At 74.7% G+C, this 24,716-nt stretch carries 27 protein-coding genes; 9 read left to right on the forward strand and 18 right to left on the reverse strand.

The features are described 5' to 3' along the window. The first annotated feature begins 112 nt into the window (after nt 1–112). From A4R25_RS04680 to A4R25_RS04715, 8 genes are all read left to right on the forward strand, one after another. Nucleotides 113–1,159 (forward strand): LacI family DNA-binding transcriptional regulator, encoded by a 1,047-nt coding sequence (locus A4R25_RS04680; RefSeq protein ID WP_064445731.1) that lies wholly within the window; start codon nt 113–115, stop codon nt 1,157–1,159. Between the two features lie 97 nt (nt 1,160–1,256). Continuing rightward, nucleotides 1,257–2,600 carry an ABC transporter substrate-binding protein gene (locus tag A4R25_RS04685; protein WP_043323559.1) on the forward strand — a complete coding sequence of 448 codons (1,344 nt, stop codon included), beginning with the start codon at nt 1,257–1,259 and terminating at the stop codon, nt 2,598–2,600. Nucleotides 2,601–2,621: 21 nt separating this feature from the next. Next, the gene (locus A4R25_RS04690) at nt 2,622–3,602 is read left to right on the forward strand and encodes a carbohydrate ABC transporter permease (protein ID WP_064445732.1); all 981 of its coding nucleotides are present in this window, start codon (nt 2,622–2,624) and stop codon (nt 3,600–3,602) included. After that, entirely contained in the window at nt 3,599–4,468 is an 870-nt protein-coding gene (locus tag A4R25_RS04695) for a carbohydrate ABC transporter permease (RefSeq protein WP_064445733.1), read from the forward strand. Before A4R25_RS04690 ends, A4R25_RS04695 begins: the two co-directional genes overlap by 4 nt. Then, on the forward strand, nt 4,465–5,094 hold the full coding sequence (locus A4R25_RS04700) for a hypothetical protein (protein ID WP_064445734.1): 630 nt from the start codon (nt 4,465–4,467) through the stop codon (nt 5,092–5,094). The genes A4R25_RS04695 and A4R25_RS04700 overlap by 4 nt, the downstream gene beginning before the upstream one ends. Further along, nucleotides 5,091–5,933, forward strand: coding sequence for a PmoA family protein (locus A4R25_RS04705; RefSeq protein ID WP_064445735.1), 843 nt, complete (start codon nt 5,091–5,093; stop codon nt 5,931–5,933). The genes A4R25_RS04700 and A4R25_RS04705 overlap by 4 nt, the downstream gene beginning before the upstream one ends. Next, nucleotides 5,930–6,913 (forward strand): sugar kinase, encoded by a 984-nt coding sequence (locus tag A4R25_RS04710; RefSeq protein WP_082930912.1) that lies wholly within the window; start codon nt 5,930–5,932, stop codon nt 6,911–6,913. Before A4R25_RS04705 ends, A4R25_RS04710 begins: the two co-directional genes overlap by 4 nt. Then, nucleotides 6,910–7,524, forward strand: a complete 615-nt coding sequence (locus A4R25_RS04715; RefSeq protein WP_064445736.1) for a bifunctional 4-hydroxy-2-oxoglutarate aldolase/2-dehydro-3-deoxy-phosphogluconate aldolase — start codon at nt 6,910–6,912, stop codon at nt 7,522–7,524. The genes A4R25_RS04710 and A4R25_RS04715 overlap by 4 nt, the downstream gene beginning before the upstream one ends. Here A4R25_RS04715 and A4R25_RS04720 read toward each other — a convergent pair. The 18 genes from A4R25_RS04720 to A4R25_RS04805 all read right to left on the reverse strand — a co-directional run bounded on the left by A4R25_RS04720 (nt 7,517) and on the right by A4R25_RS04805 (nt 23,293). Next, nucleotides 7,517–8,281, reverse strand: a complete 765-nt coding sequence (locus A4R25_RS04720; protein ID WP_064445737.1) for a hypothetical protein — start codon at nt 8,279–8,281, stop codon at nt 7,517–7,519. The two genes, A4R25_RS04715 and A4R25_RS04720, sit on opposite strands and share 8 nt — an antisense overlap. 18 nt (nt 8,282–8,299) lie before the next feature. Then, the gene (locus A4R25_RS04725) at nt 8,300–8,776 is read right to left on the reverse strand and encodes a hypothetical protein (protein WP_064445738.1); all 477 of its coding nucleotides are present in this window, start codon (nt 8,774–8,776) and stop codon (nt 8,300–8,302) included. After that, nucleotides 8,773–9,693 (reverse strand): hypothetical protein, encoded by a 921-nt coding sequence (locus tag A4R25_RS04730; RefSeq protein ID WP_064445739.1) that lies wholly within the window; start codon nt 9,691–9,693, stop codon nt 8,773–8,775. The genes A4R25_RS04725 and A4R25_RS04730 overlap by 4 nt, the downstream gene beginning before the upstream one ends. Beyond that, on the reverse strand, nt 9,690–10,325 hold the full coding sequence (locus A4R25_RS04735; protein WP_064445740.1) for a phage tail protein: 636 nt from the start codon (nt 10,323–10,325) through the stop codon (nt 9,690–9,692). Before A4R25_RS04735 ends, A4R25_RS04730 begins: the two co-directional genes overlap by 4 nt. Continuing rightward, nucleotides 10,306–12,927: a putative baseplate assembly protein gene (locus A4R25_RS04740; RefSeq protein ID WP_064445741.1), complete on the reverse strand. Its 2,622-nt coding sequence runs from the start codon at nt 12,925–12,927 to the stop codon at nt 10,306–10,308. The genes A4R25_RS04735 and A4R25_RS04740 overlap by 20 nt, the downstream gene beginning before the upstream one ends. Next, nucleotides 12,924–13,364, reverse strand: coding sequence for a GPW/gp25 family protein (locus A4R25_RS04745; RefSeq protein WP_064445742.1), 441 nt, complete (start codon nt 13,362–13,364; stop codon nt 12,924–12,926). The genes A4R25_RS04740 and A4R25_RS04745 overlap by 4 nt, the downstream gene beginning before the upstream one ends. Further along, nucleotides 13,361–13,699, reverse strand: coding sequence for a hypothetical protein (locus A4R25_RS04750; protein ID WP_064445743.1), 339 nt, complete (start codon nt 13,697–13,699; stop codon nt 13,361–13,363). The genes A4R25_RS04745 and A4R25_RS04750 overlap by 4 nt, the downstream gene beginning before the upstream one ends. Next, nucleotides 13,699–15,270, reverse strand: coding sequence for a phage baseplate assembly protein V (locus A4R25_RS04755; protein ID WP_064445744.1), 1,572 nt, complete (start codon nt 15,268–15,270; stop codon nt 13,699–13,701). Before A4R25_RS04755 ends, A4R25_RS04750 begins: the two co-directional genes overlap by 1 nt. A gap of 49 nt (nt 15,271–15,319) precedes the next feature. Then, nucleotides 15,320–16,078 (reverse strand): hypothetical protein, encoded by a 759-nt coding sequence (locus A4R25_RS04760; protein ID WP_064445745.1) that lies wholly within the window; start codon nt 16,076–16,078, stop codon nt 15,320–15,322. Beyond that, a complete protein-coding gene (locus A4R25_RS31700) occupies nt 16,078–16,218 on the reverse strand; it encodes a hypothetical protein (protein WP_231915426.1) in 141 nt (46 codons plus the stop codon). The genes A4R25_RS04760 and A4R25_RS31700 overlap by 1 nt, the downstream gene beginning before the upstream one ends. Before the next feature lie 1,261 nt (nt 16,219–17,479). Further along, nucleotides 17,480–17,962: a phage tail protein gene (locus tag A4R25_RS04770; RefSeq protein WP_043323571.1), complete on the reverse strand. Its 483-nt coding sequence runs from the start codon at nt 17,960–17,962 to the stop codon at nt 17,480–17,482. A 1-nt stretch (nt 17,963) separates the two neighbouring features. Next, nucleotides 17,964–19,205, reverse strand: a complete 1,242-nt coding sequence (locus A4R25_RS04775; RefSeq protein WP_064445747.1) for a phage tail sheath subtilisin-like domain-containing protein — start codon at nt 19,203–19,205, stop codon at nt 17,964–17,966. 16 nt (nt 19,206–19,221) lie between these two features. Continuing rightward, nucleotides 19,222–19,902 (reverse strand): carboxypeptidase-like regulatory domain-containing protein, encoded by a 681-nt coding sequence (locus A4R25_RS04780; RefSeq protein WP_064445748.1) that lies wholly within the window; start codon nt 19,900–19,902, stop codon nt 19,222–19,224. Continuing rightward, entirely contained in the window at nt 19,899–20,507 is a 609-nt protein-coding gene (locus A4R25_RS04785; protein ID WP_043323578.1) for a glycine zipper family protein, read from the reverse strand. Before A4R25_RS04785 ends, A4R25_RS04780 begins: the two co-directional genes overlap by 4 nt. Nucleotides 20,508–20,520: 13 nt before the next feature. Further along, the gene (locus A4R25_RS04790; protein WP_064445749.1) at nt 20,521–20,865 is read right to left on the reverse strand and encodes a hypothetical protein; all 345 of its coding nucleotides are present in this window, start codon (nt 20,863–20,865) and stop codon (nt 20,521–20,523) included. Between the two features lie 138 nt (nt 20,866–21,003). Continuing rightward, nucleotides 21,004–21,840: a DUF3153 domain-containing protein gene (locus A4R25_RS04795; RefSeq protein WP_231915427.1), complete on the reverse strand. Its 837-nt coding sequence runs from the start codon at nt 21,838–21,840 to the stop codon at nt 21,004–21,006. A 179-nt stretch (nt 21,841–22,019) separates the two neighbouring features. Continuing rightward, complete coding sequence (locus A4R25_RS04800; RefSeq protein ID WP_223201021.1) at nt 22,020–22,271, reverse strand: hypothetical protein; 252 nt, start codon at nt 22,269–22,271, stop codon at nt 22,020–22,022. A gap of 32 nt (nt 22,272–22,303) precedes the next feature. Next, nucleotides 22,304–23,293: a LacI family DNA-binding transcriptional regulator gene (locus A4R25_RS04805; RefSeq protein ID WP_064445751.1), complete on the reverse strand. Its 990-nt coding sequence runs from the start codon at nt 23,291–23,293 to the stop codon at nt 22,304–22,306. Nucleotides 23,294–23,411: 118 nt separating this feature from the next. Here A4R25_RS04805 and A4R25_RS04810 point away from each other — a divergent pair, with 118 nt between their 5' ends. After that, nucleotides 23,412–24,671: an MFS transporter gene (locus A4R25_RS04810; RefSeq protein WP_064445752.1), complete on the forward strand. Its 1,260-nt coding sequence runs from the start codon at nt 23,412–23,414 to the stop codon at nt 24,669–24,671. The last annotated feature ends 45 nt before the right edge of the window (nt 24,672–24,716 follow it).

Genomic DNA, 24,716 nt, shown 5'->3' on the forward strand with positions numbered 1-24,716 from the left:
CGGCACCGTCGTCGCAATCGAGCCGCAACAATGGACCGTTGACACGGGCGCAACCGTTTGCATTAATGGGCGGCACCCGTGACCCCCACCACATCGGACGAGGGAGCCCGCCGTGCCAGCCACCATCCGGGACGTCGCCCGCGCCTCCGGTGTGCACATCTCCACCGTGTCCCGGACGTTCTCGGCCCCGCACCTGGTCAACCCGGAGACCCGGGTCCGGGTGCTGGCCTGCGCGGAGGACCTCGGCTACCGGCCCAACCGGGCCGCCCGGGCCCTCATCACCGGCCGTACGCACAACATCGGCCTGATCGTGGCCGACATCGCCAACCCGTTCTTCCCGCCGCTGATCAAGGCGGCGGAGGGGCAGGCCCGGCACCGCGACTACCACGTGTTCGTCGCCGACACCAACGAGGACCCGGTCGCGGAGGAGGACCTGGTCCACGCGCTGGCCAAGCAGGTCGACGGCGTGCTGCTGTGCAGCCCCCGGATGAGCAACAGCCTGATCGAGCAGGTCAGCCGCGAGGTCCCGGTGGTGGTGATAAACCGCCAGGTCGCCGGCCTGCCCTGCGTGATGATGGACGTCGGGCAGGGCGCCCGGGCCGCGATCGAGCACCTGCTCGGGCTCGGCCACCGCCGGATCGCGCTGCTCGGCGGCCCACGCGGCTCGTGGACCGCCCGGGAGATGCGCCGCGCCGCTACCGCCGCCGCCCGCAGCGGCTCAGCGGAGCTGACCGTCCTCGGACCCAACCAGCCCACCGAGACCGGCGGCGGCGCCCTGGCCGAACAGGTGCGCCGCAGCGGCGTCACCGCCGTGCTGGCCTACAACGACCTGATGGCGATCGGCCTGATCGAAGGGCTGGACGCGCTCGGGGCGCGGGTGCCGCACGACGTGAGCGTGGTCGGCGTCGACGACATCGCGCTGAGCCGGCTCACCCGCCCCAAGTTGACGACGGTGGCCACGCCGACCGCGGCCGCCGGCCGGACGGCCGTCGACATGCTGCTGCAACTCGACTCCGACGCGCCACGCGGCGCCCGGGGCCGGGGCGCGGCGGCCGGCGACCGTCGCACCACCGCACAGGTAATGCTCCAGACCGAACTGGTCGTCCGCGACTCGACCGGGCCCGTCCCCGCGCCCGGCCGGGACGGCACCGGGGCCTGAGCAGGTGGCCCGGGCCCGCACAGCACTGCGGACCCGGGCGGCCCGTGGACGGCCGCCGGTGACGTCGTCGCCTCCCACAGCCGAGGAGTGAGCGCAGATGCACCCCGCAACGTCCCCCACCGCCGGCGCACCCGCCGGGCGGCATCACCGTACCCCTCTGACCCGACGCCGACTCGTGCGCGGCCTGGCCGCCGTCGCGCTCGCCGTGCCCCTCGCCCTGGGCGCGGCCGGCTGCGGCGACGACGACGCCGGCGGCGACGGCGGCCCGGTCAAACTCTCCGTCTTCTGGTGGGGCGGTGAGGCCCGGGCCAAGCTCACCGAGGACGCCCTGGCCCTCTACACCAAGAAGCACCCCGACGTGACGTTCGAGAAGACCTGGCAGGCCAACCAGGGCTACTTCGACAAGCTCGCCACGCTCACCGCCGGCGGCAACCCGCCGGACCTGTTCCAGATCGACGACAACTACCTGGCCGAGTACGCCGGCCGCAGCACCACGCTCGACCTGGGCAGCTACCAGGACTCCGGCAAGCTCGACGTGTCGAAGTTCCCCAAGAGCCTGCTGGAGTACGGCGTGGTCGACGGCAAGCTCGCCGGGGTGGCCGCCGGGGAGAACACCCAGGGCCTGGTCTACAACAAGACGCTGCTGCAAAAGAACGGGCTGCCCGAGCCGACCACCGGGATGAGCTGGGAGGAGCACATCGCCTGGGCCGAGCAGGTGGCGAAGAAGACGAAGGTGCCCGGCACTCAGGACCCGAGCGCCGACTACAAGGCGCTCTGGGTGTGGCTGCGCCAGCAGGGCAAGGACCTGTACAACGGCAAGGAGCTCGGCTTCACCGCCGAGGACGTGACGAAGTGGTTCGAGCTGTGGAAGGGCGCGCGGGACCGGGGCGCCACCCCGAAGCCGGATGTCATCCACGAGGGCAACTCCAGCGACATCACCAAGCAGCTGGTGGTCACCGGCAAGTCGGCCACCTCCTGGGTGTGGGTCAACCAGATGCCGGACCTGAAGAAGAACACCAAGGACGAGCTGGGCGTGGTCGCGTACCCGGGTGACCCGAGCGGGCAGTGGGCGCGCGCCTCGATGTACTGGTCGGTGTTCAAGGGCAGCAAGCACAAGGACGTCGCCGTCGACGTGATCAACTTCCTGAACAACGACCCGGAGGCGGTCGCGCTGCTCGGCACCGACCGTGGTCTGCCGTCGAACATGGATCTGCGCGCCAAGGTCAGCGAGACCGCCACCGACCCGGCCATGAAGCAGTCCATCCAGGTCGAGTCCGACCTGGCGCAGAAGTTCGGCGCCTCGCCCCAGGTGCCGATCAAGGGGCACAGCAAGGTCAAGTCCGAGCTGGTCAAGGCCGCCGAGAACGCCCAGTACGGCCGCGCCACCCCGGCTCAGGCGGCCGAGCAGTTCGTCACCGCCTGCAAGTCCGCGATCGCCTGACCCCACGAAAGGACCGGTCCCGTGGCTGTCACCACGGCGCCCGGCCGGACCCCGCGCACCGGACCGGCCGGCCCTCGCCCCACGCGGCGTCGGGCCGGCCGGGCCCGGCTCGGCGAGGGCCTGGCGGGGTACGTCTTCCTCTCGCCCTGGCTCATCGGACTGATGGGCGTCACGGCGATCCCGATGCTGCTGTCGCTCTGGCTGAGCTTCACCGACTACGACATCCTCACGCCGCTGTCCGAGGTGCGGTGGGTGGGGCTGGCCAACTACGAGCGGATGTTCACCGCCGACCCGTCGTACTGGCACGCGGTGCGGGTCACGCTGACGTTCGCGCTGATCGCGGTGCCGCTGAAGCTGGCCGCCGCGCTCGGCGTGGCGCTGCTGCTCAACCGGGCCTGGCGCGGCGTCGGGCTGTTCCGCAGCCTGTTCTACCTGCCGTCGCTGCTCGGCGGCAGCGTCGCGCTGGCCATCGTCTGGGTCAACATGTTCAACCGGGACGGCGCGTTCAACTCGTTCCTCGCCCTGTTCGGCGTCGAGGGGCTGCCCTGGGTCAGCGACCCGGACTGGGCGCTGGAGACGCTGATGGTGCTGGCGATCTGGCAGTTCGGCGCGCCCATGGTGATCTTCCTGGCCGGGCTCAAGCAGGTGCCCACCGAGCTGTACGAGGCGGCGGCGGTGGACGGCGCCGGGGCGTGGCGGCGCTTCCGCGCGGTCACCCTGCCCATGCTCTCCCCGGTGATCTTCTTCAACCTGGTGCTGGAGACCATCAACGGCTTCCAGGGCTTCACCGCCGCGTTCGTGCTCAGCAACGGCACCGGCGGCCCGGTCGACTCCACCCTGATGTACACGCTGAAGCTCTACATCTCCGGCTTCACCGACCTGGAGATGGGCTACGCGTCGGCGATGGCGTGGGTGTTCCTGGTGGCGATCGGCGTGGTCACCGCCGTCTTCTTCAGCACCGGCCGGTTCTGGGTGCACTACTCGGACGGAGACGACTCATGACGGCGCTTCCTGTCGCCCGCCGCCGGCCGGGCGGCGGCCGCAACGTCCTGCGGCTGGTCGTGCTCGTGGCGATCGTCGCGGTGGTGCTCTACCCGCTGTTCTGGATGCTCGGCACGTCGGTCAAGTCGCAGGCCGAGATCGTCAACAACGTCGGCCTGCTGCCGGAGGTGTTCACCCCCGGCAACTACGTCGACGGCTGGACCAACTTCGACATCAGCTTCGGCCGGTTCTTCCTCAACAGTGTGCTGGTCAGCGGCCTCACCGTCGTCGGCAACGCGCTGTCCTGCCTGCTCGCCGCGTACGCTTTGGGCCGGCTGCGGTTCCGGCTGCGCAAGCTGTGGTTCACCGTGATGATCGGAACGCTGCTGCTGCCCGGGCACGTGCTGATCGTGCCGCAGTACATCCTGTTCCGCAGCCTCGGACTGGTCGGCGGCGACTGGCCGTACCTGCCGCTGCTGGTGCCGCAGTTCCTGGCCACCGAGGCGTTCTTCGTCTTCCTCATGGTGCAGTTCATGCGCGGCATCCCGCGCGAGCTGGACGAGGCGGCCACCATCGACGGCGCGTCCCCGTACGGCGTGTTCCGGCACGTCATCCTGCCGCTGAGCCGCCCGGCGCTGGTCACCACCGCGATCTTCTCGTTCATCTGGACCTGGAACGACTTCTTCCGCCAGCTGGTGTTCCTGTCCAGCCTGGAGGACTACACGGTCCCGGTGGCGCTGACGCTGTTCATCGACTCGACGAGCCAGAGCGCCGTCGGCCCGATGTTCGCCATGTCGGTGCTGTCGCTGCTGCCGGTGTTCCTGTTCTTCCTGGCCTTCCAGCGGATGCTCGTCGAGGGCATCAACACCAGCGGGCTGAAGGGATGACCGCCGTGCCCGCCCACCCCGATGCCGTGCCGGCCCGTGGCGACTGGCGGGACACGCTGCGCGAGGCGACCGATCTGGCGCTGCTCGGCTTCGCCGTGGCGCTGGCCGCGCTGCCGGTGCTCACGCTCGCCCCGGCGCTCGCCACCGCCAGCGCCGCGCTGCACGACAGGTCGGTCACCGGTTCCTGGCCCGACGCGCGGACCAGCCTGGCCCGGTTCGGCCGCGCGCTGCCCGCCGGGCTCGCGGTCAGCGCCGTCGCGCTGGCCGCCGTCGCGCTGCTCACCGCCGACCTGCTCGCGCTCGCCACCGGCCGGGTACCCGGCGGCGGGCCCGCGCTCGCGCTCACCGCCGTCGTGGTCGCGGCAGTGCTCGGGTACGCGGGCCTGGTCACCGTCGCGGTCGGGCGCACCGACGGCCGGGGCTGGCGGACGGCGGCGCGTGACGTGGCCCGCACCTGCCCGCAGCGCCCCGGCGTGTGGGCCGCCGCCTCCGGCATCTGTGCCCTCGCGGTGCTGCTGGGCGTGCTGGTCACGCCGGTCGCGGTGCCGATCCTCGGCGGGTACGCCCTCGCGGCGCTGCACGCGCTCGACGCCCGCCGCCCGGTCCCCGCCCCGGACCCGACGTGACCGCCGAACCCCGGCTGGTGGTGGACGGCGCCGAGGTGGCCCGGTACCTGGTCCGGCCGGAGCTGGACCCGCGCCACGGGCCCCGGCCGTACCTGCATCCGGTGCGGACCCTTTCCGGCACGCCGGTCACCGACGCGCTTCCGGCCGACCACGTCTGGCACCTCGGCGCGTCACTGGCCGTGCAGGACGTGGACGGCGTCAACCTGTGGGGCGGCCGGACGTACGTGCGCGGCACCGGCTACACCTGGCGCGACGACCACGGCGTCATCGCGCACACCGGCTGGCGGGAGCGGACCGCCGACCGGCTGGACCACGACCTGGAATGGCGGGACCGGCACGGCCGGGTGCTGCTGCACGAACACCGGCGGATCACCGCCACCCCGGCCGGGGCGGACGCCTGGTGGCTTGACCTGTCCGCCACGCTCACCTCCGCCACCGGCGCCGACGTGCGCCTGGGCAGCCCGGCCACGAACGGCCGCCCGGGCGGCGCCGGCTACGGCGGATTCTTCTGGCGTGCCGTGGCCGACGGGGAAGCGCGGGTGCGCACCGCCGAGGCGGCGGGCGAGGAGGCGGTGAACGGCTCGGCCGCGCCCTGGCTGGCGTTGTCCGCCTCCGCGCCCGGCGGTGGCGCGTACACGCTGGTGTTCACCGGTCTGGGGCCGGGTGACAGGTGGTTCGTGCGCACCGCGATGTACCCGGGCGTCTGCGTCGCGTACGCGTTCGACACCCCGGCGGTGGTCGCGGCCGGGCAGCAGCGGCACAACCGGCACCGGGTGCTGGTCGCCGACGGCCACCTCGACCCGGACGACGTGTCGGCCCGCCCGGGGGTGACGCCGTGAGCCCGGCGGGCGGGCCGGAGGTGGTCTGCGTGGGCGAGACGATGGTGGTGCTCGCCCCTGACGACGGCGGGTCGCTGGAGCGCGCGGCGCGGCTGACCGTCGGCGTGGGCGGCGCGGAGTCGAACGTGGCGGCCGGGCTGGCCCGGCTCGGGCACCGTGCGGCGTGGGTGAGCCGGGTCGGCGACGACCCGTTCGGGCGGCGGGTGGTGGCCGAGGTCGCCGCCGCGGGCGTGGACGTCAGCCTTGTCATCGTGGATCCGGACGCGCCGACCGGGCTCTACCTGAAGGATCCGGGGCCGTACGGCACCCGCGTGCACTACCACCGTGCCGGGTCGGCCGCGAGCCGCCTCGGCGCCGCCGACCTCGCGCGTCCCGGGCTGGCCGGGGCACGCCTGCTGCACCTGTCCGGCATCACCGCGGCGCTCTCCGGCACCTGCCGTGACCTGCTCGTATCCGCGCTGGACGGGCGCGCGCTACCGGGTGCCCGGGTCAGCTTCGACGTGAACCACCGCCCGGCGCTCTGGCCCGCCGACCGGGCCGCCCCGGTCCTGCGCGGCCTGGCCGACCGCGCCGACGTGGTGCTGGTCGGGCTGGACGAGGCGGCCGGGCTCTGGGCTGCGGACGATCCGGCCGACGTTCGTGCCCTGCTGCCCGACCCGGAACTGGTGGTGGTCAAGGACGGGCCGGTCGGCGCGACGGCGCTGCCGCGTACCGGGCCGGCGGTGTTCGTGCCGGCGCTGCCGGTGGACGTGGTGGAGCCGGTCGGCGCGGGTGACGCGTTCGCCGCCGGGTTTCTGTCCGGGCTGCTGCGCGGCCTGGACCTGCGCGCCTGTCTGCGGCTGGGGCACCTGACCGCCGCGCCGGTGCTGGTCGTGCCGGGCGACACCGCGCCGCCGCCGGACCCGGAGACGATCGCGCGGGCGCTGGCGCTGCCGGAGACGATGTGGACCGCGCAGGTCAGGGGAGGGAGTGGGAGATGAGCGGGCACGACTTCGAGGCACTGTTCGGCGACGCGCGGGTGATGGTGATCCTGCGCGACCTGCCGCCCGGGGAGACGGTCCGGCTGGCGGAACTGGCCTGGGATCTCGGCATCGCCGTGGTGGAGGTGCCCATCCGTACCCCGGAAGCGGTGCCGGCGCTGCGCGCCGCCGTGACGGCCGGACGGCGGCGGGACCGGATCGTGGGCGCGGGCACCGTGCGTACCCCGGCGCAGGTCGATCAGGCGGTGGCCGCCGGGGCGGCGTTCACAGTGGCCCCGGGCCTGGATCTGGCGGTGGCCGACGCGGCGGCCGGTCTCGGCGTGCCGCACCTGCCCGGCGTGGCCACCCCGACCGAGGCGCAGCGGGCGCTCGACCACGGCCTGGTGTGGCTCAAGGCGTTCCCGGCGGTCAGCCTCGGCCCGGCCTGGTTCCGGGCGGTGGCCGGGCCGCTGCCGGAGGCCCGGTTCGTCGCCACCGGCGGCGTCGACGCCGGCAACGCGGAAGACTTCCTCGCCGCCGGGGCGCGCGTGGTGGCGGTCGGGTCGGCGCTCACCGACCCGCAGCAACTGCCGCGCCTGGCCACGCTCGCGGCCGGCGGCGCGGTCACCTGACGGTACGACCGGACGTGGTGGCGGTGGTCCGGATCGCCTTCACGATCGCCGGGATCGACCCGATCAGCAGCACCAGCGCCCAGATCAGCGCCACCACCGCGAACACCACGGCGCCCAGGTCGTCCAGGATGCTGACCAGGATCACCGGCACCAGGCCGTGCAGGAACTGCAGCACCACTGTGCACAGCAGCGTGGTCAGCACCAGAGCGACGAGGCCCTTGTTGCGCAGGAACCGGGGCTGGGCGGCGAGCAGCAGCCCGGCCCAGACCAGTTTGAGCAGCAGCGCCAGCCCGAGCAGCACCGCCGCGTCGCCGACCGGGAAGAACCCCCACACCGCGAGGTACGCCAGCGTGCCGAACGGCGGCGCCAGGAACAGCGACACCATCACGGTCAGCTCGACGAACGCGACGACCAGCAGGACCAGCGACACCAGCAGCAGCACGATCGAGAAGACGAGCGTGGCCACGCCCTGCACCCGGCCCTGCACCCGGTCCGGCAGCACCAGGCTCAGGCAGAACAGCCCGGTCGTCCAGAGCGCCACCACGTCGATCAGCGCGAGGTAGCCGATGCCCCGCCCGGACGGCTCGGACACCGCGCCGACGTCGCCCAGCTCGACGCCGAGCCGGCCGGCGCTGTCCCGCAGCGCGCCGCTCGCGTCGCCGCCGCCGGTCAGCGCCGCCGCGCCCAGCTCCACGCCGACCACGAGCGCCACCGCGAGCAGGGCCAGCAGCAGGAACGGCTTGCGCAACTCACCCATGCCGCGTCTCCGTCCGGGTCAGGACCGGGCCAGCGTGACCGAACATCCGCCACCTCCCGGACACCGCAGGAGCACCTCGGTCTCCCGGTCAACAGCCACCTTCGCCACCGCCGGGCCGTCCGCGTCCGGGGCGACCTCGTCGGTGACCGTCACGTCCGCGTCGCCCGGCGCGCGGGCTGTCACCTCGAACGGCGTCGTGCCGCGCAGCACCAGCGTGCGCAGCGCGCCCGGGTCGGCCACCCGCAGCCGGCACACCGTGCCGAAGGTGAGCGTCACCCCGTCGGCGGTGGTGGCCGGTTCCGCGGCCGGCGGCAGGCAGTTCACCGCCACCGTCGCCGGGTCGACCGTCCCGGACCCGCGTCCCAGCCGGGCCAGCGCGCCCGGCCCGGCCGCCGGGTCGCCCCTGTCGTCGCGGCGTCCGGCCACCGCCACCACGTACAGCGCCACCAGCAGCACTGCCACCGCCACCAGCAGCACCTTCTGCCTGGTGGTCATGGCCGGACGACGGGCGTGAAGCGGATCTCGTCCACGCCCGCGAAGTACCTGTCGGTGCCCTGCGTCTTGCTCACCGCCACGAGCGTCAGCTTGTGCGGGCCGCGGGTCAGCTCCAGGGTCCCCACGTCCACCTCGTCGGTGCGGACCACCGTCGGGGTGAACCCGAAGAACGTGTCGCCGACCTGCCGGCCGTCGACCAGCCAGATCGTGTTCGCGTAGTCGAACGACGTGGTCCGCACGGTGGAGAACCGCCAGGTGCCGTCGGACGGCAGATCCACCTGCACGGTGACCCGGTCGCCGACGCCCCGGCCCAGGAAGAACAGCTGGGCGTCGCCGGACCACACCACGTCGCAGCAGTTCTTTTGCGCCACCACGTCCGCCTTCGCGCCGGTGGTGGACTGCACCGTCGCGCCGGAGACCAGCGTCTCCGCCTCCACGGTCACCGCGTCGGCCTGCGGCGGCGCGGGGGTGTCCGGTCCGCGGGTCACCAGCCAGGCCACCACCCCGGCCACGACCAGCACCAGCGCCGCGGCGGCCGCGATCCACGGCCACGGCGCGCGCTTCGGGGGTACGACGGCCCGCACGCCGTACGTGACCCGGCCGCTGGAGCGGGAACTCTCCTCCGGCGCGGTGTTCGCCGAGTACGCGAACCCGGTCATGTCGTAGCGCCGGGGCGGCGTGCCGGGCGGCACGGCGAGGCGTACCAGGAACGACACCGAGCCCTGCCCGGGCACCACCCGCTGCGGCTCGGCCACGGTGAACCAGGCCCGCTGGCTGCCCTCGCCGGGCGCGACGTCGAAGACGACGGTGTCCGGCGCGGTGCCCGGGTTCGACACGGTGAACGTCAGCTCACCGCTGTTGCGGGCGTCCAGGGTGAACTGTTCGGCGGCGGCGACGACTGTCCATTCGGTGGTCATGACGGCTCCTCGGGCGGATCGTGGGGTGCGGGTACGTGCGCCCGGCCGACCGCGCGCACCGTCGCCACCCCGGCGGCGGGCTCGGCGTCGTCCGGCTCGGGCGTGGGCGGCGGGCCCGGGTCGGGCGGGTCCCCGGTGACGACCTCGACGGTGACCGCCGCCGGTTTCTCCGCCTCGACGATGCGGGTGACCAGCGCGAGCCGGTCGGCGGCGGCCGGTGGCACCCGCACCACCAGATGGAACGGCCGCTCGGGCGGTTCGTCCAGCACGAACCCGGTCACGCCGGTGGCCAGCTCCAGCGCGGTCCGCATGCCGTACGGGGTGCCGCGCCACCGGGCCAGCAGCGCGCCGTGCGCCACCAGGTCCCGCAGCCGGCCCGCCGGCAACGGCAGCGGCGCGTCGGCGCGGGGCGCGGCGACCACGTGGTCCATCGCCACCCAGCGGGTCAGGTACGCCACGAACCCGTCCGGCGTCCGGTACGGCCCGAACAGCGCGTCGACGTCGGCGAGCACCGCCTCGTCCGGGGCGTGCAGCGCCTCCATCACGTCCAGCAGCGCGCCCAGCACGCTGCCCGGGCCGGCGGCCCGCTGGTACGCGGCCGGCAGCAGCCGCTCAATCGCCGCTCGGCGCATCCTGCCGCACCACCTCGATGTCGTGCTCGCCGGAGCAGAGCAGCCAGGTGCCGGGGACGGTGACCACGTCGGCGGTGGCCTGGTTGGCGCTCGCCGTCCAGTTCTCGCCGTCGCCGCTGCGGAACACGCCGCGCTCGCCGCCGGCGAGCACCAGCCGCCCGGCGCCGGAGGTGCCGGTGGGCGCGGTGGCGGCGATGGCGTCGACCGGGACGAACCGGGTGCGGTCCCGCAGCGGCAGGCCGCAGTTGACCATCACGGGCGACCACTGCGGCTGCCCGGCGAGCGTGTCCAGGCGGACCACGCCGCCGCTCTGCGTCGCGGCGAGCGCGAGCGGGCCGCTGAACGCCAGGTCGCGGCAGGTGCCGCCGATCCAGCCGGACGCCATCGACTGCCACTTCACGTCCGACTCGAACAGCCGGGTGCGGTGGCAGCCCTGGCCGGGCTTCTTCGGGTCCGGCTCGCCCGCGCCGCACCACAGCAGCGTGGCCGGGCCGTCGTACTGGACGGCGAGGATCCGGTTGTCGACGTTGGCGAGGCCGACGTGGGCGAACGTGCCGGGCCGCCCGGCCGCGGTGGACAGGTAGACGCCGAATCCGGCCTGCGCGGCGACCGCCACCCCCGGCGCGCCGCGCTCGGAGACGAACGCGCGCACCGCGTAGAAGCCCCGGTCGGCGTCGGCCGGGTCGACCAGGATCTGCAACGGCACCGCGCCGGGTAGCAGCGGCACCTCGTACAGGCCCGCGTCGGTGGCCAGCAGCAGCGCGCCGGTGCCGTCCCGGTCGATCCAGGCCAGATCGCGGACGCCGGAGTCGAGGTCGGTCAGCAGCGTCCACGTCTCACCCAGGTCGGTGCTCAGCCGGACCCGGGAGCCGCCGGCGGCGCGGGTGGTCACCACCGCCACCGAACCGGCCCGGGGGACCACGCCGGGGCGTACCGGGGCGGGCGCGGGCACCACCCGCACCACTGTCTCGTCGTCGAACCGGCCGGCCGGTTCCCAGCCCGCCCCGGCGTTGGTGGAGCGGAACAGCACCGGGCCGCCGCCGGCGTACCAGGTGTCGGCCTGGTACTGGTCCACCGCCACGGTCCGTACCTGCGCGTCAGGCGCCTCGTCGACCACGAACCGCACCGACTCGACGTAGCGCACGCCCGGCTCGGCGTGCTCCAGCATCCGGTACACGTTGGAGGCGCGCAGCGGCTCGCCGAACGCCCAGCCGGCCGGGTTCAGCGGCGTGGGCAGCGGGCTGAGCGTCTGGTGCAGCCGCTCGTGGATGCGGCGGCGCACCGCGTCCACGTCCTCCTCGCGGCGCACCACCACCCGCGCCTGGATGGACACCGCCTTGTAGCGCGCCCAGCCGGCCCGCACTGCCGTACCCAGGGCACGGCGGCGTTCCAGGTCGGCCTCGACCCGGCGGCGGGCCTCCTCCACCTCGTGCTCGCGCAGCACCGCCACCGGCAGCCGGCCGCCGGGGCGGGCCGCGTCCGGCACGTACGGCACCAGCACCACCTCGACCTCGCCGGGCCGGGCGAAGCTGTAGACGGCGGCCCTGGTGAACGCCCGCGCCCGCGCCACCGCCCCGGAGCCGGTGGCCAGGATCTCGAAGTCCCGGGCGGTCACCGCGCGCTGCTGGGCGAAGAACTCGTACGGCCCGCGCGCCAGCACCGACTCCAGCGACTCCAGTTCCCGCCCACCGGTGGCCGGCTCCGGGTTGTCCACCCGCACCCCCGGCAGCGGGTCGCGCAGGCTGGTCAGCACGCCCGCCGCGACGTTCCCGGCCGGTCCGCCGCCGCAGCGGTACCAGAGCCGCACCTGCCGCCCGGCCGGCGGCACCGCCGCCACAGTGGTCGCCCCGGCCGCCCCCTCGACGGCCGGGGCGCCACCGTCCGGGCGCAGGTCCAGCGCCGGGGCGAACGTGACCACCCCGGAGGCCCGGTCCACCAGGTAGACCTTCGCCTGCGGGCCGACACCGGCGAAGCTGTCCACCGGCCGCCAGATCTCGTACGTGCGCCCCTCGTGCTCGCGGGCGGCCGCGCCCAGCTCCACCGAACCGGCCGGCACCTCCACGCCGAGCAGCAGATCAAGCGCCTCGGTGGTACGGGTCAGCGGCGCACGGGCCGCCCGCAACACCTGACCGGGCTGCCCGGTGCCGGTGCCCAGCAGCTCCGCCTCGACCGGCTCGCAGTGGTGCACACGTACCGTCGTCGTGGTCTCCCCGGCGGGCAGCACCGCCGGTTCGGTGGTCACGAAGACGACCGGCCGGGGGTCCGCGCCGCGGGCCGCGGCGACCCGGGTGCCGGCCGGCACCCGCACCGGGCCGCGGTCCGGGCCGGTACGGGTCAGGCGCACGTCCGCCCAGGCCGCCGCCGGTGGATGCCGGGTGACGCCGAGCAGGTTCAGGAACGCCACGTACGCCTTCTCCGGCAACTGGTTCAGCCGGTAGATCATCACCTCGGTCAGGTACGCGAACGCCTCCACCAGCGCCATGCCCGGGTCGTGCGCGGACAGGTCGGTCCAGTCCGGGCAGGACCGGGCGATGCGTTCCCGCGCCTCGGTGACCAGGTCGAGGAAGGCGCGGTCGTCCAGGTGCGGCACCGGCAGCGTCATGACGTGCCCTCCTCGTCTCCGGTTTCCTCGTCGGCGGGCAGCAGGTCGACGGAGAACACCAGGTGGCCGGGGGAGAGGCTGGCCCGCACCCGGTAGTCCAGCCGGATCACCAGACGCCACGGGTCGTCCGGGTCGGGGCCGGCGTCCACATCGAGCACCTCGACCCGGGGCTCCCAGCGCCGGATCGCCTGCCGCACGTAGTGGATCGCCAGCCCGGCCGTGGTGTCGTCGTTGGGCGCGAAGACGAGCCGGTGCAGCCGCGACCCGTACCCGGGACGCATCAGCCGCTCCCCGGGCGTGGTGGACAGCAGCAGGTACAGCGCCTGGCGTACCGTCTCGTCGCCGTCGGTCATGGCGAGCGAGCCTGCGGCGGTGAGCGCGAGACCACCGGCGCGGCCGGCGTCGAAGCCGGCGCCGACGAAGCGGAAGGCCCTCATGCGTCCGCCCCCAGGAAGCTCTGCCGCACGTCGCGGACCTGGTGGTGCACGGTGCCCGGCGGGGTGCCGTCGGTCAGACCGTCCAGGTGCGACAGCACCACCGGCTGCCGGTCCACCCGCACCCACGTGCTGTAACCCACTGTCACGGTCAGCGTGTGCAGGCACGGTTTGATCGTCGGGCCGTAGTTGGGGCAGGCGGTGATGTCGCGCCCCTCCGGGTCGGGGCGGATCAGCACCGGCACGGCCTGGACCGTCACCCACTGCTGGGACGGGCGGTTGCTCACCCGCCCGTCGTGTCCGCAGGTGATCAGCGAGTCGCGGTGGATCCAGCGCATCAGCCACCTCCGGCGGAACGGGCGAGCGTACGGGCCTGCGCGGCGGCGGTCTCGGCGTCCTCGGCCGCCGGGGCGTGCAGGAAGTCGACGGTGCGGCCGCGTACCACGACAGCCCGGCCGGGCGCGGAGAGCACCAGGTCACCGGCGGCGTGCACGGTGGTCAGCTCGGGACGCAGCTCGACGAAGCTGCCCGCGTCGGTGGCCAGCCGCAGCGTGCGCCCGTCGTCGTCGATCACGATGGACTGCCCGGTGCCGGTCCGCATCGACCAGCGGCGCGAGCGGCCGGACACGATCCCGGTGTCGTACGGCTCGACCGCGCCGAACAGCGAACCGAGCACCACGCCCGAGGCCGGCTCGCCGCCGGGCAGCGCCACCAGCACGGTGTCGTCGGGGTCGGGCAGCGCGACGATGCCCTTGCCCCGGCCCGCGCCCGGGCAGAGCACCGCGAGCCAGCCGGCGTCCAGATCGCCGTACGCGGGCAGCGTCACCCGGGCCCGGCCCAGCCCGTCCGGGTCGTCGACGTCGGTGACGGTGCCGAGCGTGACAGTCGCCGCCGGGGGCGCGGCCGACGGCGGCGGGCCGGGCGGCGCGGTGGAGAACCGGGTCAGGTGCCCGTCGGCGTCCACGGTGTGCACCACCTCGGTGAGCACGTACACCCCGGCGAGCGGCTCCGGGACGCCGGCGAGGGCGATCCGCCGGCCCGGCCGCAGCGCCGGGTCGCCCTCCGCGGTGCCCTCGGCAGTGACCAGCGCCGCCACCCGGGCGTCCAGCCCGGCTCGGGCCAGCGCGGCCAGCTCGTCGTCGCTGCGGCCCGGCTGGTCCACAGCGGTACGGACGCCGTCCGCGCCCACGTCGCCCGGGTCGGGGCGCAGCGGAATGCGCCGCCCGCTGCGCGCCTCGTCCGCGCGCTGGCTCAGCGGCTCGGCGCGCTGCGGGTGCCAGCCGAGCACTGCGCACTCCGCGCCCGCCCGGTCCAGGTTCTCGGTGATCCGCAGCGCGTGCACCGTCTCGCCGAGCGTCAACGGCAGCGGCTCCCCGTAGCCGTCCAGCGTGCACAGCCGCAACCGGTCACCGTCCACGCCGAGGTGCAGCCCGGCGCGACCGGCCACCTCGCACAGCAGATCCAGGTCGGTGTGCCGGTGCTGGAGCAGCCGGTCCAGGCGCGGCCCGTCGTCCTCGGCCGCCACGCTCAACCCCAGCCCGGCGCACAGGTCGGCGGCCAGCTCGGCGGCGGTCACCGACTCGAACACGCGCAGCTCCTGCCGCTTGCGCAGCCGGTGCAGCGGGTCGTACGCCCGGATCCGGGCCAGCGCGGCGCCGTCACCGGCGTACTCCCGCTCGACTGCTGTCACCTCGCCGGTGAACAGCGCCTCCGCCTGCCCGTCGAGGCGGACGTCGACTGTGGCGCCGGGGCGTACCGGAGGGTCGAGCGGACCCGCGCCGGGAGCGGCGGCGAGGGTCAGCTCGCACTGTGCCGGGCGGTCGAGGCGGGCGGCGACGCGGATGCCGCGCAGCCGGGCTGGATCGGCCAGCGGTCGCCCGTCGACTGTGACCAGGGCGGCCCGGCTCACGGCGCACCCCCGGCGGCCGCTCGCCGCGCCGGGCTGGTCGCGTGGCGGGTCACGGCGTGCCTCCCGCGGTGACGGCGTCCGGCGCGACGGTGGCGGCGCCGGCCGGCGGGACGGCGAGCGCGGTGCCGGCGGGCACGGTGAGCGGGTCGGTGATCCGGTTGTGCTCGGCGAGCAGACGCCAGCGCAGCGGCGAGCCCAGCGCGTCGTGGGCGAGCAGGTCGAAGCGCACCCCGGACCAGCCCGGCTCGGCCGCGCCGTCGGCGGCGGCGACCACCGCCGACCCGGGCGCGACAGCGGGTGTGCTCGCCGCGGCCAGTTCCTCCTCGAACCCGGCGCGCGCCGCCTCCGCGCCCTCCGCGACGCGGACCAGCTTCAGCCGCAGCCAGGAGCGCCGGGGCGTACCGGTGAGGGTGAACGCGTCGAACCGTTCCGCGATCGCCGTGATCACGCCCGGCACGTTCCAGGTCTTGCCCCAGACCAGGCGGACCAGCGGCGGGCGCAGCCAGCCGTGCTCGACCGCCGAGTTCTCCGCCAGCATCCACAACGGCCGGGTCAGCGTGCGGACGTCCTCCGGCCGGGCCGGGGACTCCACGAAGTCGACGTCGAAGAGCAGGTCCAGGACCAGTTCGGTACGCCCGCCGCCGGTGAAGACCAGCGGGTCGTCGGCCAGCCCGGCGCCGGTCAGCGGCCCGTCCGGTCCGCCGCGCGGGCGTACCCCGGCCAGCCGGGTCACCTGCACGGTCTCCGGGTTGAGCAGGCAGTCGACCCGGGTGCCGGACTCGTCCACGAGGAAGGCGACGCGCTCCATCAGTCACCCGCCTGTTCCCGGTCCAGCCGGGCCGTGTCGCTCCACCGCGTGGGCTGCGGGGCGGGCCAGGCCGGTTCGGCCGGGAGCGCCGGCCACGGATCCGCGTGCGTCCCGCCGCCCTCGGCCATCCCGGTCGCCACCTGGCCCGTCGTGCGGGTCGGGTCGGAACCGTCCGGCAGGGCCGGCCACGGGCTGCTGTACGTGGGACGCGCGGGCCACCGACCCTGCCTCTCCCCGGACGCCGGGTCGTGTCCGCCCGGGTACGGCAGGCCGGCGGCGCGCCCCGGGTACTGGGCGACGGATCCGTCCCTTGTCCCGTCGCGACCGTTCGTTGATCCGGTTCGACCGCCCTTGATGCGTGCGGCCGGTCCGTGCGGCAACGACGGTGGCGCAGCCGCGAAGGTGAGCGGGGGCATGTCCCCTCGACCGGACGGCACGTCCGCTCCGGCGATGTCGTCCCTGCGCGTCGGCCGGCCCCGGTCGACCTGTGGGAGGTTGCGGAGCGGGTCCACCCGGTCGGGGCCGGGCCTGCGCTCGGACGGTGACGGCCGGTCCGATTCGCCGGATCCCACGCGACCCGGCGATCCGATCGTGTCCCGGCTGCCGGCGGGGTGTACGGGCCCGGCGGGCACGCCCGGGTCGGTGGGCCGACCGGTGCCGTCGCCGCTCGCGCCCCTCGTGCCGGTGAGGGCCGGCCTGAGGGCGCGAGTCACCACCGGCCGGCGTGCCGGGGGCGCGCCACCGATGGCTTCCGTGGTGCTTGCGGTACCGGTCGGGCCGACGGCGCCCGGTGACCCGGTCGGGTCCGGCATACGCGCCGCTCTCGTCCTCTCCGGTGCCCCGGCCAAGCCGATCGGCTCCGTCACGAACCGGTTCGCGGGTTCACCCGCAGACGCCCCGTCGTCCCACGACCGCGAGGCCCCGTCCGAGCGGGACCGGGCGCCCGGCGTCGGCGTGGAGGGCGCCGCCCCGCTCACTTCCCACCCGGCACTCGTCGCTCCCGGCGACCGCGCACCGCGCCCCGGCTCCGAGTTCCCGCTTCCCGAGATCCCCGTCCCACTTCCCAGGAGCTCCGGGAGATCTTGGTAGGAAACGGCCCCTATAGGGGCCCTTTCGTACCAAGATCTCGGCGGGCTGTTGCGGAAAGCGGCGAGTCCGTTGATCAAACGTGCCATCCAGCGCCACCGGCCCCTCTGGCGCCGCTCGTCGGAGAGCGGGGGAGGAGCGGAAACCGGCGGAAGGTCGCGCAGCAGGCCGGGGGCGTGCGCCGCCACCAGCCGCCGCCAGTGCTCGGGCGGCTGACCGGGGGCGGGCTGCTGGCCGGGGGAGGACGGCGCGTCCTCGGCCGGGGCCGGACCGGACAGGCGATCCGCGGTGACCCGCAGCGCGCGGGCCAGCCGGTCACGCGCCCGCCGGGGCGGCGGCACCGCCGGCCTCCAGTTCCAGGCCCTCGTACGCCAGGGTCAGCGCCTCGATGGCGATCTCCTGCGACAGGGTGTTCAGGTGCGCGCCCCGCCACCGGGTCGGCCAGGCATTGATCATGTTCCAGCGCAGCACCTCGGCGGTGCCGGCCGGGTCGAGCAGCACCACCGACACGTTGCGCCGGTTGACGGTGCCCTTCGCCGCCGCGTTCACCCAGTCCCACAGCTCACGCGAGCTGGTCAGGCCGAAGTGGAGCGTGACCGGGGCGTACTCGACCTGTCCCGGCACGGCCCGGATGCGCTCGTTGCCCGCCTCCCGGTACGACAGCGCGGGAATCGCCACCTCGAAGCCGCTGACCTCGGTGAAGTGCCCGTTGGTGATGCCGTTGATCAGCAGCTTGAAGTGGTAGGCGCGGTACGGGTCGACGGGCGCCCCCGGCTGCGGCGTCGCGGTGGTGGGCATGTCAGCCTCCGATCGTCTCGGTCTCGGTGCCGCCGGCCCACTGGCTCAGCTTGAACACCACGAACTCCGCGGGCTTGACCACCGCGATGCCGATGTGCGCCACCACCATCCCGGCGTCGCGGACGTCGGCCGGGTTGGTCTCCTCGTCGCACTTGACGAAGAACGCCTCCTCGGGCGTACGGCCGAGCAGCGCGCCGTCGCGCCACACCCGGGTGAGGAACGCCCCGATGTCGCGGCGGATCGAGCGCCACAGCGTGAAGTCGTTCGGCTCGAACACCATCCACCGGGTGCCGCCCGCGATGGCCTGCTCGATCGAGATGGACAGCCGCCGTACGTTCAGGTAGCGCCACTCGCTGGCCTCGGCGGCTAGCGTACGGGCGCCCCACAGCCGGATGCCCTCCCCGGCGAAGAACCGGATCACGTTGACGCCCTTGGGGTTGAGCACGTCGTGCTCGGGCCGGGTCACCCGGTACGCGAGGTCGACGGCGCCGCGTACCGGCTCGTTGGCGGGCGCCTTGTGCACGCCGCGCAGCGCGTCGGTGCGGGCCCAGATGCCGGCGACGTGCCCGCTCGGCGGGGTGAGCACCAGGTCGCCGCTGAGCGGGTCACGGACCCGGATCCACGGGAAGTAGAAGGTGGCGTAGTCCGACTGCCGGGGCCGGTCGCCGCCGGGCGGTTCGTCGTCGGCGTCGCCCGGCGTACCCTCGGCGGGTTTGTCGGCCGAGCCGGCCGACGCGGGCTTGGGCGGCTTGCCCGGCGTGGCGACGCGGGTGAGCCGGGAGACGTCGGTGACCTCCGGCGGCGGGTCGCAGATCGCCACCATGGTGCGCAGCCGCTCGGCCATGCTGATCAGGGCCTCGTGCGAGACCGGGTCGTGGTAGCCGGGCGCGGCCACTATGGAGACCTCGTCGATCGCCTCCAGCAGTTCCAGGCCGCCGCGCCGCCCGCCGGTGCCGGTGAGGCGGCCGCCCTCGCCGACGTTCACCACCCAGCAGCGGGTGCCGCCGTTGTCCAGGAAGCCGAACACGGCGCGGGCCAGCGGGGTGCTCTCCAGGTGCTCGCCGTCGGCGTACAGCCGCAGGAACTCGGTCCAGCTGTTCACCGCCAGCGCCTCGCCGACGTGGGCGCCCCGGTCGGGCGCGACCCCGACGAACGCGGCGGTGCTCATGCCGACCGGTCCGATCGGGCGGGCCCCGCTCGGTACCTCCTCGACGTAGATGCCGGGGGAGAAGTAGGTGGGCATCGGTCCTCCTCGGACGTCAGTCGGGCGCGCGGACGACGATCAGGTGGTCGCCGTCCGGATCGAGTTCGGCGGTGTGGACGCGTCCCGCGCCGACCAGCCGGATCCGCACCGGGGCCTCCGGCGCGTCGGGGTCGTGCGGCACGCCGGTCAGCCGGAACCGGCCGGCGGTGTCGGTCTCGGTGGCCTGGGCGGTGCCCACCAGCTCCACCCGGACGGCGGCGAGCGGCTGGTCCTGCGGGCCGACCACCCGGCCGTCGAGCGTGCGCATGCCGAGCTGCCGCAGTCGCAGCGGGTGCCGCACCGGCGGCGCGATCGGGACCGGCCGGTCGATCCGGGCCGGCACGTCCAGCAGCAGCGCCGGCCGGGGCGCCACGCCGAGCGCCCGCCACAGCGCCGGGTCGCCGGTGGCGAGCACCAGTTCCGGCCGGCCCGCCGTGGTGGCGGCGGCGAGCACCCGGTCCAGCGCGGGCAGCGCCGCCGGCCCGCCGCCGGAGACCAGCAGGCGGACCACGAACCGGTACGGCTCGCGCGCCGCGCCGCCGGTGGCGGTCTGCCGGGCCGGCCGCAGCTCCAGCGGCCAGACCGTGAGGCCGCCGCCGGGGTCGTCGCGCGGCGGGCCGACCGGTACGGGCTCACCCGCGGCTCCGGTCAGCCAGCTCGCGACGTCCGCGACGGCCGCCTCGATCGCGCCGGTCATCGCGGTGGCGTCCCCTGGATCCGGTACGCGATGGCCTCGTTCCACACGTGCGGGTAGACGCCGATCTCGAAGTAGCGGGTGAACCGGTTGATCGGCGCGTTGGTGTGGTCGTGCCAGAGCAGCCACACCGGGGCGATGGTGAACAGCACGTAGTTGAGAGCCACGAGCGGCAGGTAGAACGGGCCGAGCAGCCGGGCCTGGAACACGTGCACGTCCTCGTGGCGCTGGATGCCCGGGCTGGAGCCGGCGCACACGGTGCCGATCGTGGTGGCGTACCGGGGGGAGACGCCCTCGATCACGTTGACCCGGCCGCTGCCGGCCGAGACGATCCGGTCGAGCTGGTGGCCGAAGACCAGGTGCAGGGCCAGGAAGAGCGCCCCGGCGAACGTGTTGAGCAGGCTCCAGGTGTGGTCGACCACGAACAGGAAGATCCCCTTCGGGTCGGCGCCGTACGTGCCGGCGGACGCGGACGCCCAGCCGAAGGGCGCGCCGACGAGCAGGCCGACGACCGCGCCGGCCAGCAGGCCGACGGTGCCGGCGGCGAGTTGCCCGAGTACGGCGCCGAAGACGACCTGGACGGCGGCGCTGAGGATGCCGAAGATCATGGGGTCACCTCTCTCAGACCCAGGAGCGGACGTAGCGGGGCTCGTGGCCCTGGGCGAGCTGGGTCGGCGACGCCTGCGTCGCCTGCCGGTTACCAGGGGGGAGCTGGTTGACGCCGAGCGCGGCGGAGAAGATCACCAGCCCGTTGAAGAACGCGATGATCCACTTCTCCGGGCCGGCGTCGGCGGCGAACGCGGCGGTCAGGTAGGACAGCAGGAGCGCGAAGCCCAGCGCGATCCACTTGCGCGCCTTGTCGCCGCTCGGGCCGATCAGCCCGCCGATGACGTTCGCGGCGAGCAGGGTGGCGGCGCTGGCGCCGGTGAGGCTGCCCAGGGCGGCCCAGGTGAAGAGATCGTTCACGGCGATCCCCCTCTTTTCGGTGGTGCGGTGGTGCAGGTCGGGGTGGGATGGTGCGGCGGCGTTCCGGGTCACGTGACCCAGCCTCCGCCCGGTGTGCTGGTGGGCCGCCGGCGCGGACGCCGTCGGTGGTCGGTGGGCTCAGGCCGGCGGACCGGCGGGTCGAGTCGGTGCGTCGGGCGCGGCCGGGGCGCCGGTGGAGGCCGGGGCGGGGCCGGCCGGCACGCCCGGGCCGGTGGTCGCCGTCGCGTCCGGGCCGCCGCGGGAGCGCCGTCGCCGCAGCAGCAGCACGAGCACCACGGCGGCGACCAGCAGCAGGACGACAACGGCGGCCACCACCGGCAGCCACGGGAAGGAACCGTCACCGGTCACCACGGCGGCCGGGCTGGTGGCCGGCGGCGGGGGCGCCTGGGCGACGGCGCGCAGCTCGGACGGCTTGGGCTGGTTGGCGACCACCTTCCAGGTGACCGAGCGCCCGGTGACAGTGCCGTTGGTGTCGAGCACCCGGCCGGGGAACGTCACCGAGATCTCGAACGCCATCAGCGTCATGAACGCCTGCTGCTGGCGCGGATCCTGCTGCCCGAACTTGCCGCCGTATTTCTTCGGGTCCAGCGGGAGCGAGAAGCGATACAGATCATCGTCCCGGACAAGATTCACGCTTTCGCTCGTGAATTGTGCCAGCGGTGTTTTCCGGTACGTGATCTGAATGCCGTACGAGGTGGCATCCTCGTACCGGGTCTCCGCTCCGGGCGGAAGTGAGGGAATGTTCGGCCGCAGTTCCGCGAAGGCCACCGCCGGGTCCGGGTTGCGCTGCTTGAGCACGGACTTCGGCGCGGTGAGCAGGAGCTGACCGGAGACCGTGTCGTCGTCGTTCACGGTCAGCCCGAGGTTGAGCTGCATGCAGCCGCTCAATATCGCCACGAGGGCGAGACACACCGCGAGGCGGAATGCCCGGCTGCGGCGGAGTCTCGTATTCATGCGCTCAGTGTGAGCCGGTGCAGCCCGCCGGGCAGTCCGTGATCGGTCGCCGTTCTGTCGCCGATCTTACCGGCGTCCTCTCCCATTCGGACGACGTCGAAAACGTGAGCGATCGATATTCTGAAGGATTGTCGTGTCGCCGTTCCGCCGGGGTTCCCGGTGACGACCCGGGCGGCGGGTCACCGCGCCGGGGACTCCGCCGCGACGATCCGGAAGACCGGGATGCCGGGGGCGACCCGGGCGAAGTCGGCGAGCGGGGCGTGCCGGTCCACCGGCGCGTGCGGGCGCGCGCCGGGAGCGAGCGCGAGATGCCGGCGCAGGATCGGTGGCCGCTGCGCCACCGGCACCTCGACCAGCCGGACCGGCTCGCGGCGGCGACGGCGCAGCACCACCCGGCCGCCCCGGTACATCCACGTCATGACACCGCCCACCGGAGGCCCTCCTTCGCCGTACCCGTCGACCGTCAGGCGCTCTCGCGGGCCACCAGCGTCGACGGGAACGCGGTGCTCGGGGCGACCGGCGCGCGCGTCAGCACGGCCGTGGCCGCGGCGGCGGCGATCCGGTCCACCGGGTGGGTCGCGGTGGTCAGCGGCGGGCTGCTGATCGCCGCGTACGGCAGGTCGTCGAACCCGGCCACCGCCACGTCGTGCGGCACCCGCACGCCGCGCCCGCGCAGCGCGGCGATCACGCCGAACGCGGTGGCGTCGCTGGCCGCGTAGACCGCGTCGGCGTCCGGCCACCGGCGCAGCGCCTCCAGTGCCGCCCGGCCGCCCCGCGCCGCGGTGAAGTCGCCGGTGACCAGCCGCTCCGGCGACCCGGACTCCCGCATCAGCTCCCGGTACGCGGTCACCGAACGCTCGGCGCAGCTCAACCAGCGCGGCCCGGTGACCATGACGACGCGGCGCCGGCCGGTGGCGTACAGGTGACGCAGCACCTCACCCGCGCCACCGGCGTTGTCGACGTCGAACGACGGCACCGCCGGAGAGCCCTGACCGATCGAGACGACCCGGCCGCGCAGCCTCGGCGGCACCGCGTCCAGCGCGGCCTGGGTCGTGTTGACCAGGATCACCCCGCACACGCCCCGGTCGGCGCCCAGCCGGGTCAGCCCGGACGGGTCGGCCAGCGGCAGCCACTCCAGCGCCACCCCGACGCCGTGCGGCGCGCCCACCCGCGACGCCGCGCCCACCACCCGGTGCACGTACGGGTCGTCCAGCACGGTGTCGTCGCGGCCCACCACGGCCACCACCAGGCGTACGCCCGCTCCGCGCACCAGCGACCGGGCCGCGAGGTCCGGTACGTAGCCGAGGTGCTCGGCGGCGGCGTGCACCCGGGCGCGGGCGTCCGCCGAGGCGAACCCGTAGCCGCCGAGCACCCGGGAGGCGGTGGCCCGGGACACCCCGGCGCCGCGGGCGACGTCGTCGAGCGTGGCGGGACGTGCGGTCGGCGTACCCATGTCCGCATCATGCCTGCTCCGGCGCGGATGGGCGAAGCCATAACGGCGCTTGTGGTGGAAGCGCTCTCAGGTGTGCGATTGTCGTCGGGAACCAGACGGGGGAAGGGACCACCGCACCGTGAGCAGCACCATCGACGCACCGGCCGGAAAGCGGCCACCGGCGCCCCGGGCGGTGCTGACCGCCCGCAACGGCGTCGCCGTCGTCTTCGCCCTCAACGGGCTCGCGGTGGCGAGCTGGTTCTCCCGGGTCCCGGCGGCCCAGGAGGCGCTCGACCTCAACCCGGGGCGGCTCGGCCTGCTGCTGCTCTGCGCGTCGGCGGGTTCGCTGCTGGCCATGCCGACGGCCGGCCTGGTCACCCAGCGGCTCGGGCCCGCGCGCACTGTCGCCGTGTCGGTGGTGCTGGTCTCGCTCGGCCTGACCGTGGCGGGTCTGTCCGCCAGCCTGGTCGGCTCGGTCGTCGGGGTGGGGTTCGGCCTCGCCGCGTTCGGCTTCGGCTCCGGCATGTGCGACGTGGCGATGAACGTCGAGGGCGCGGCCGTGGAGAAGCGCCTCGGCTACACCATCCTGCCCCGGTTCCACGCCGCCTGGAGTCTCGGCTCGGTGGCCGGGGCCGGGCTCGGCGCCGGCGCCGCGCACTTCGGCGTACCCGTGGGCGTGCACCTGCCGGTCCTGTCCGTGCTGATCCTGGCCGGCACGCTGGTCGGCGCCCGGGCATTCCTCGCGGCCACCGCCGAGGCGGCCGGGGCCGGGGAGCCGGCCGCCCGGCGGCAGGCGCTGCTGGCCGCCTGGCGCGAGCCCCGCACCCTGCTGGTCGGCCTGCTCGTGCTGGTCATGGCGTTCACCGAGGGCAGTGCCAACGACTGGCTCGCGGTGGCGTTCGTCGACGGGTACGGGGTCGACGAAGCGGTCGGCGCCGCGGTCTTCGGCGTGTTCGTGGTGGGCATGACGATCGGCCGCACCGTCGGCACCGTCGCCATCGACAGGTGGGGCCGGGTGCCGGTCCTGTTCACCACCATCGCGATGGCGTCCGCCGGCGCGGCGCTCGCCGTACTGGCCGGGAACGGCCCCCTCGCGGTGGTCGGCGTCGCGCTGTGGGGGCTCGGCGCCTCGCTCGGCTTCCCGGTCGGGATGAGCGCCGTCGCCGACGACGAGGACAAGGCCCCGGCCCGGGTGAGCGTGGTCGCGGTGATCGGCTACACCGCCTTCCTGGCCGGGCCGCCGCTGCTCGGCTTCCTCGGCGACCACTTCGGCGTGCTGTCCGCGCTCGGCGTGGTGCCGCTGCTCCTGCTGCCCACGCTCGCGCTGGTGCCGGTGCTGCGGGAGCGCCCCGCCGCGCCGGACACGCCGGCCGGCGCAGCGGCGGCGAAGGTCGGCTGAGCCGGTCCAGCCGACTCCCACCGCGCTCCCAGCCGCCTGCCAGGC

The sequence above is a fragment of the Micromonospora sp. NBRC 110037 genome (assembly GCF_001652995.1).
Classification (GTDB): Bacteria; Actinomycetota; Actinomycetes; order Mycobacteriales; family Micromonosporaceae; genus Micromonospora; species Micromonospora chalcea.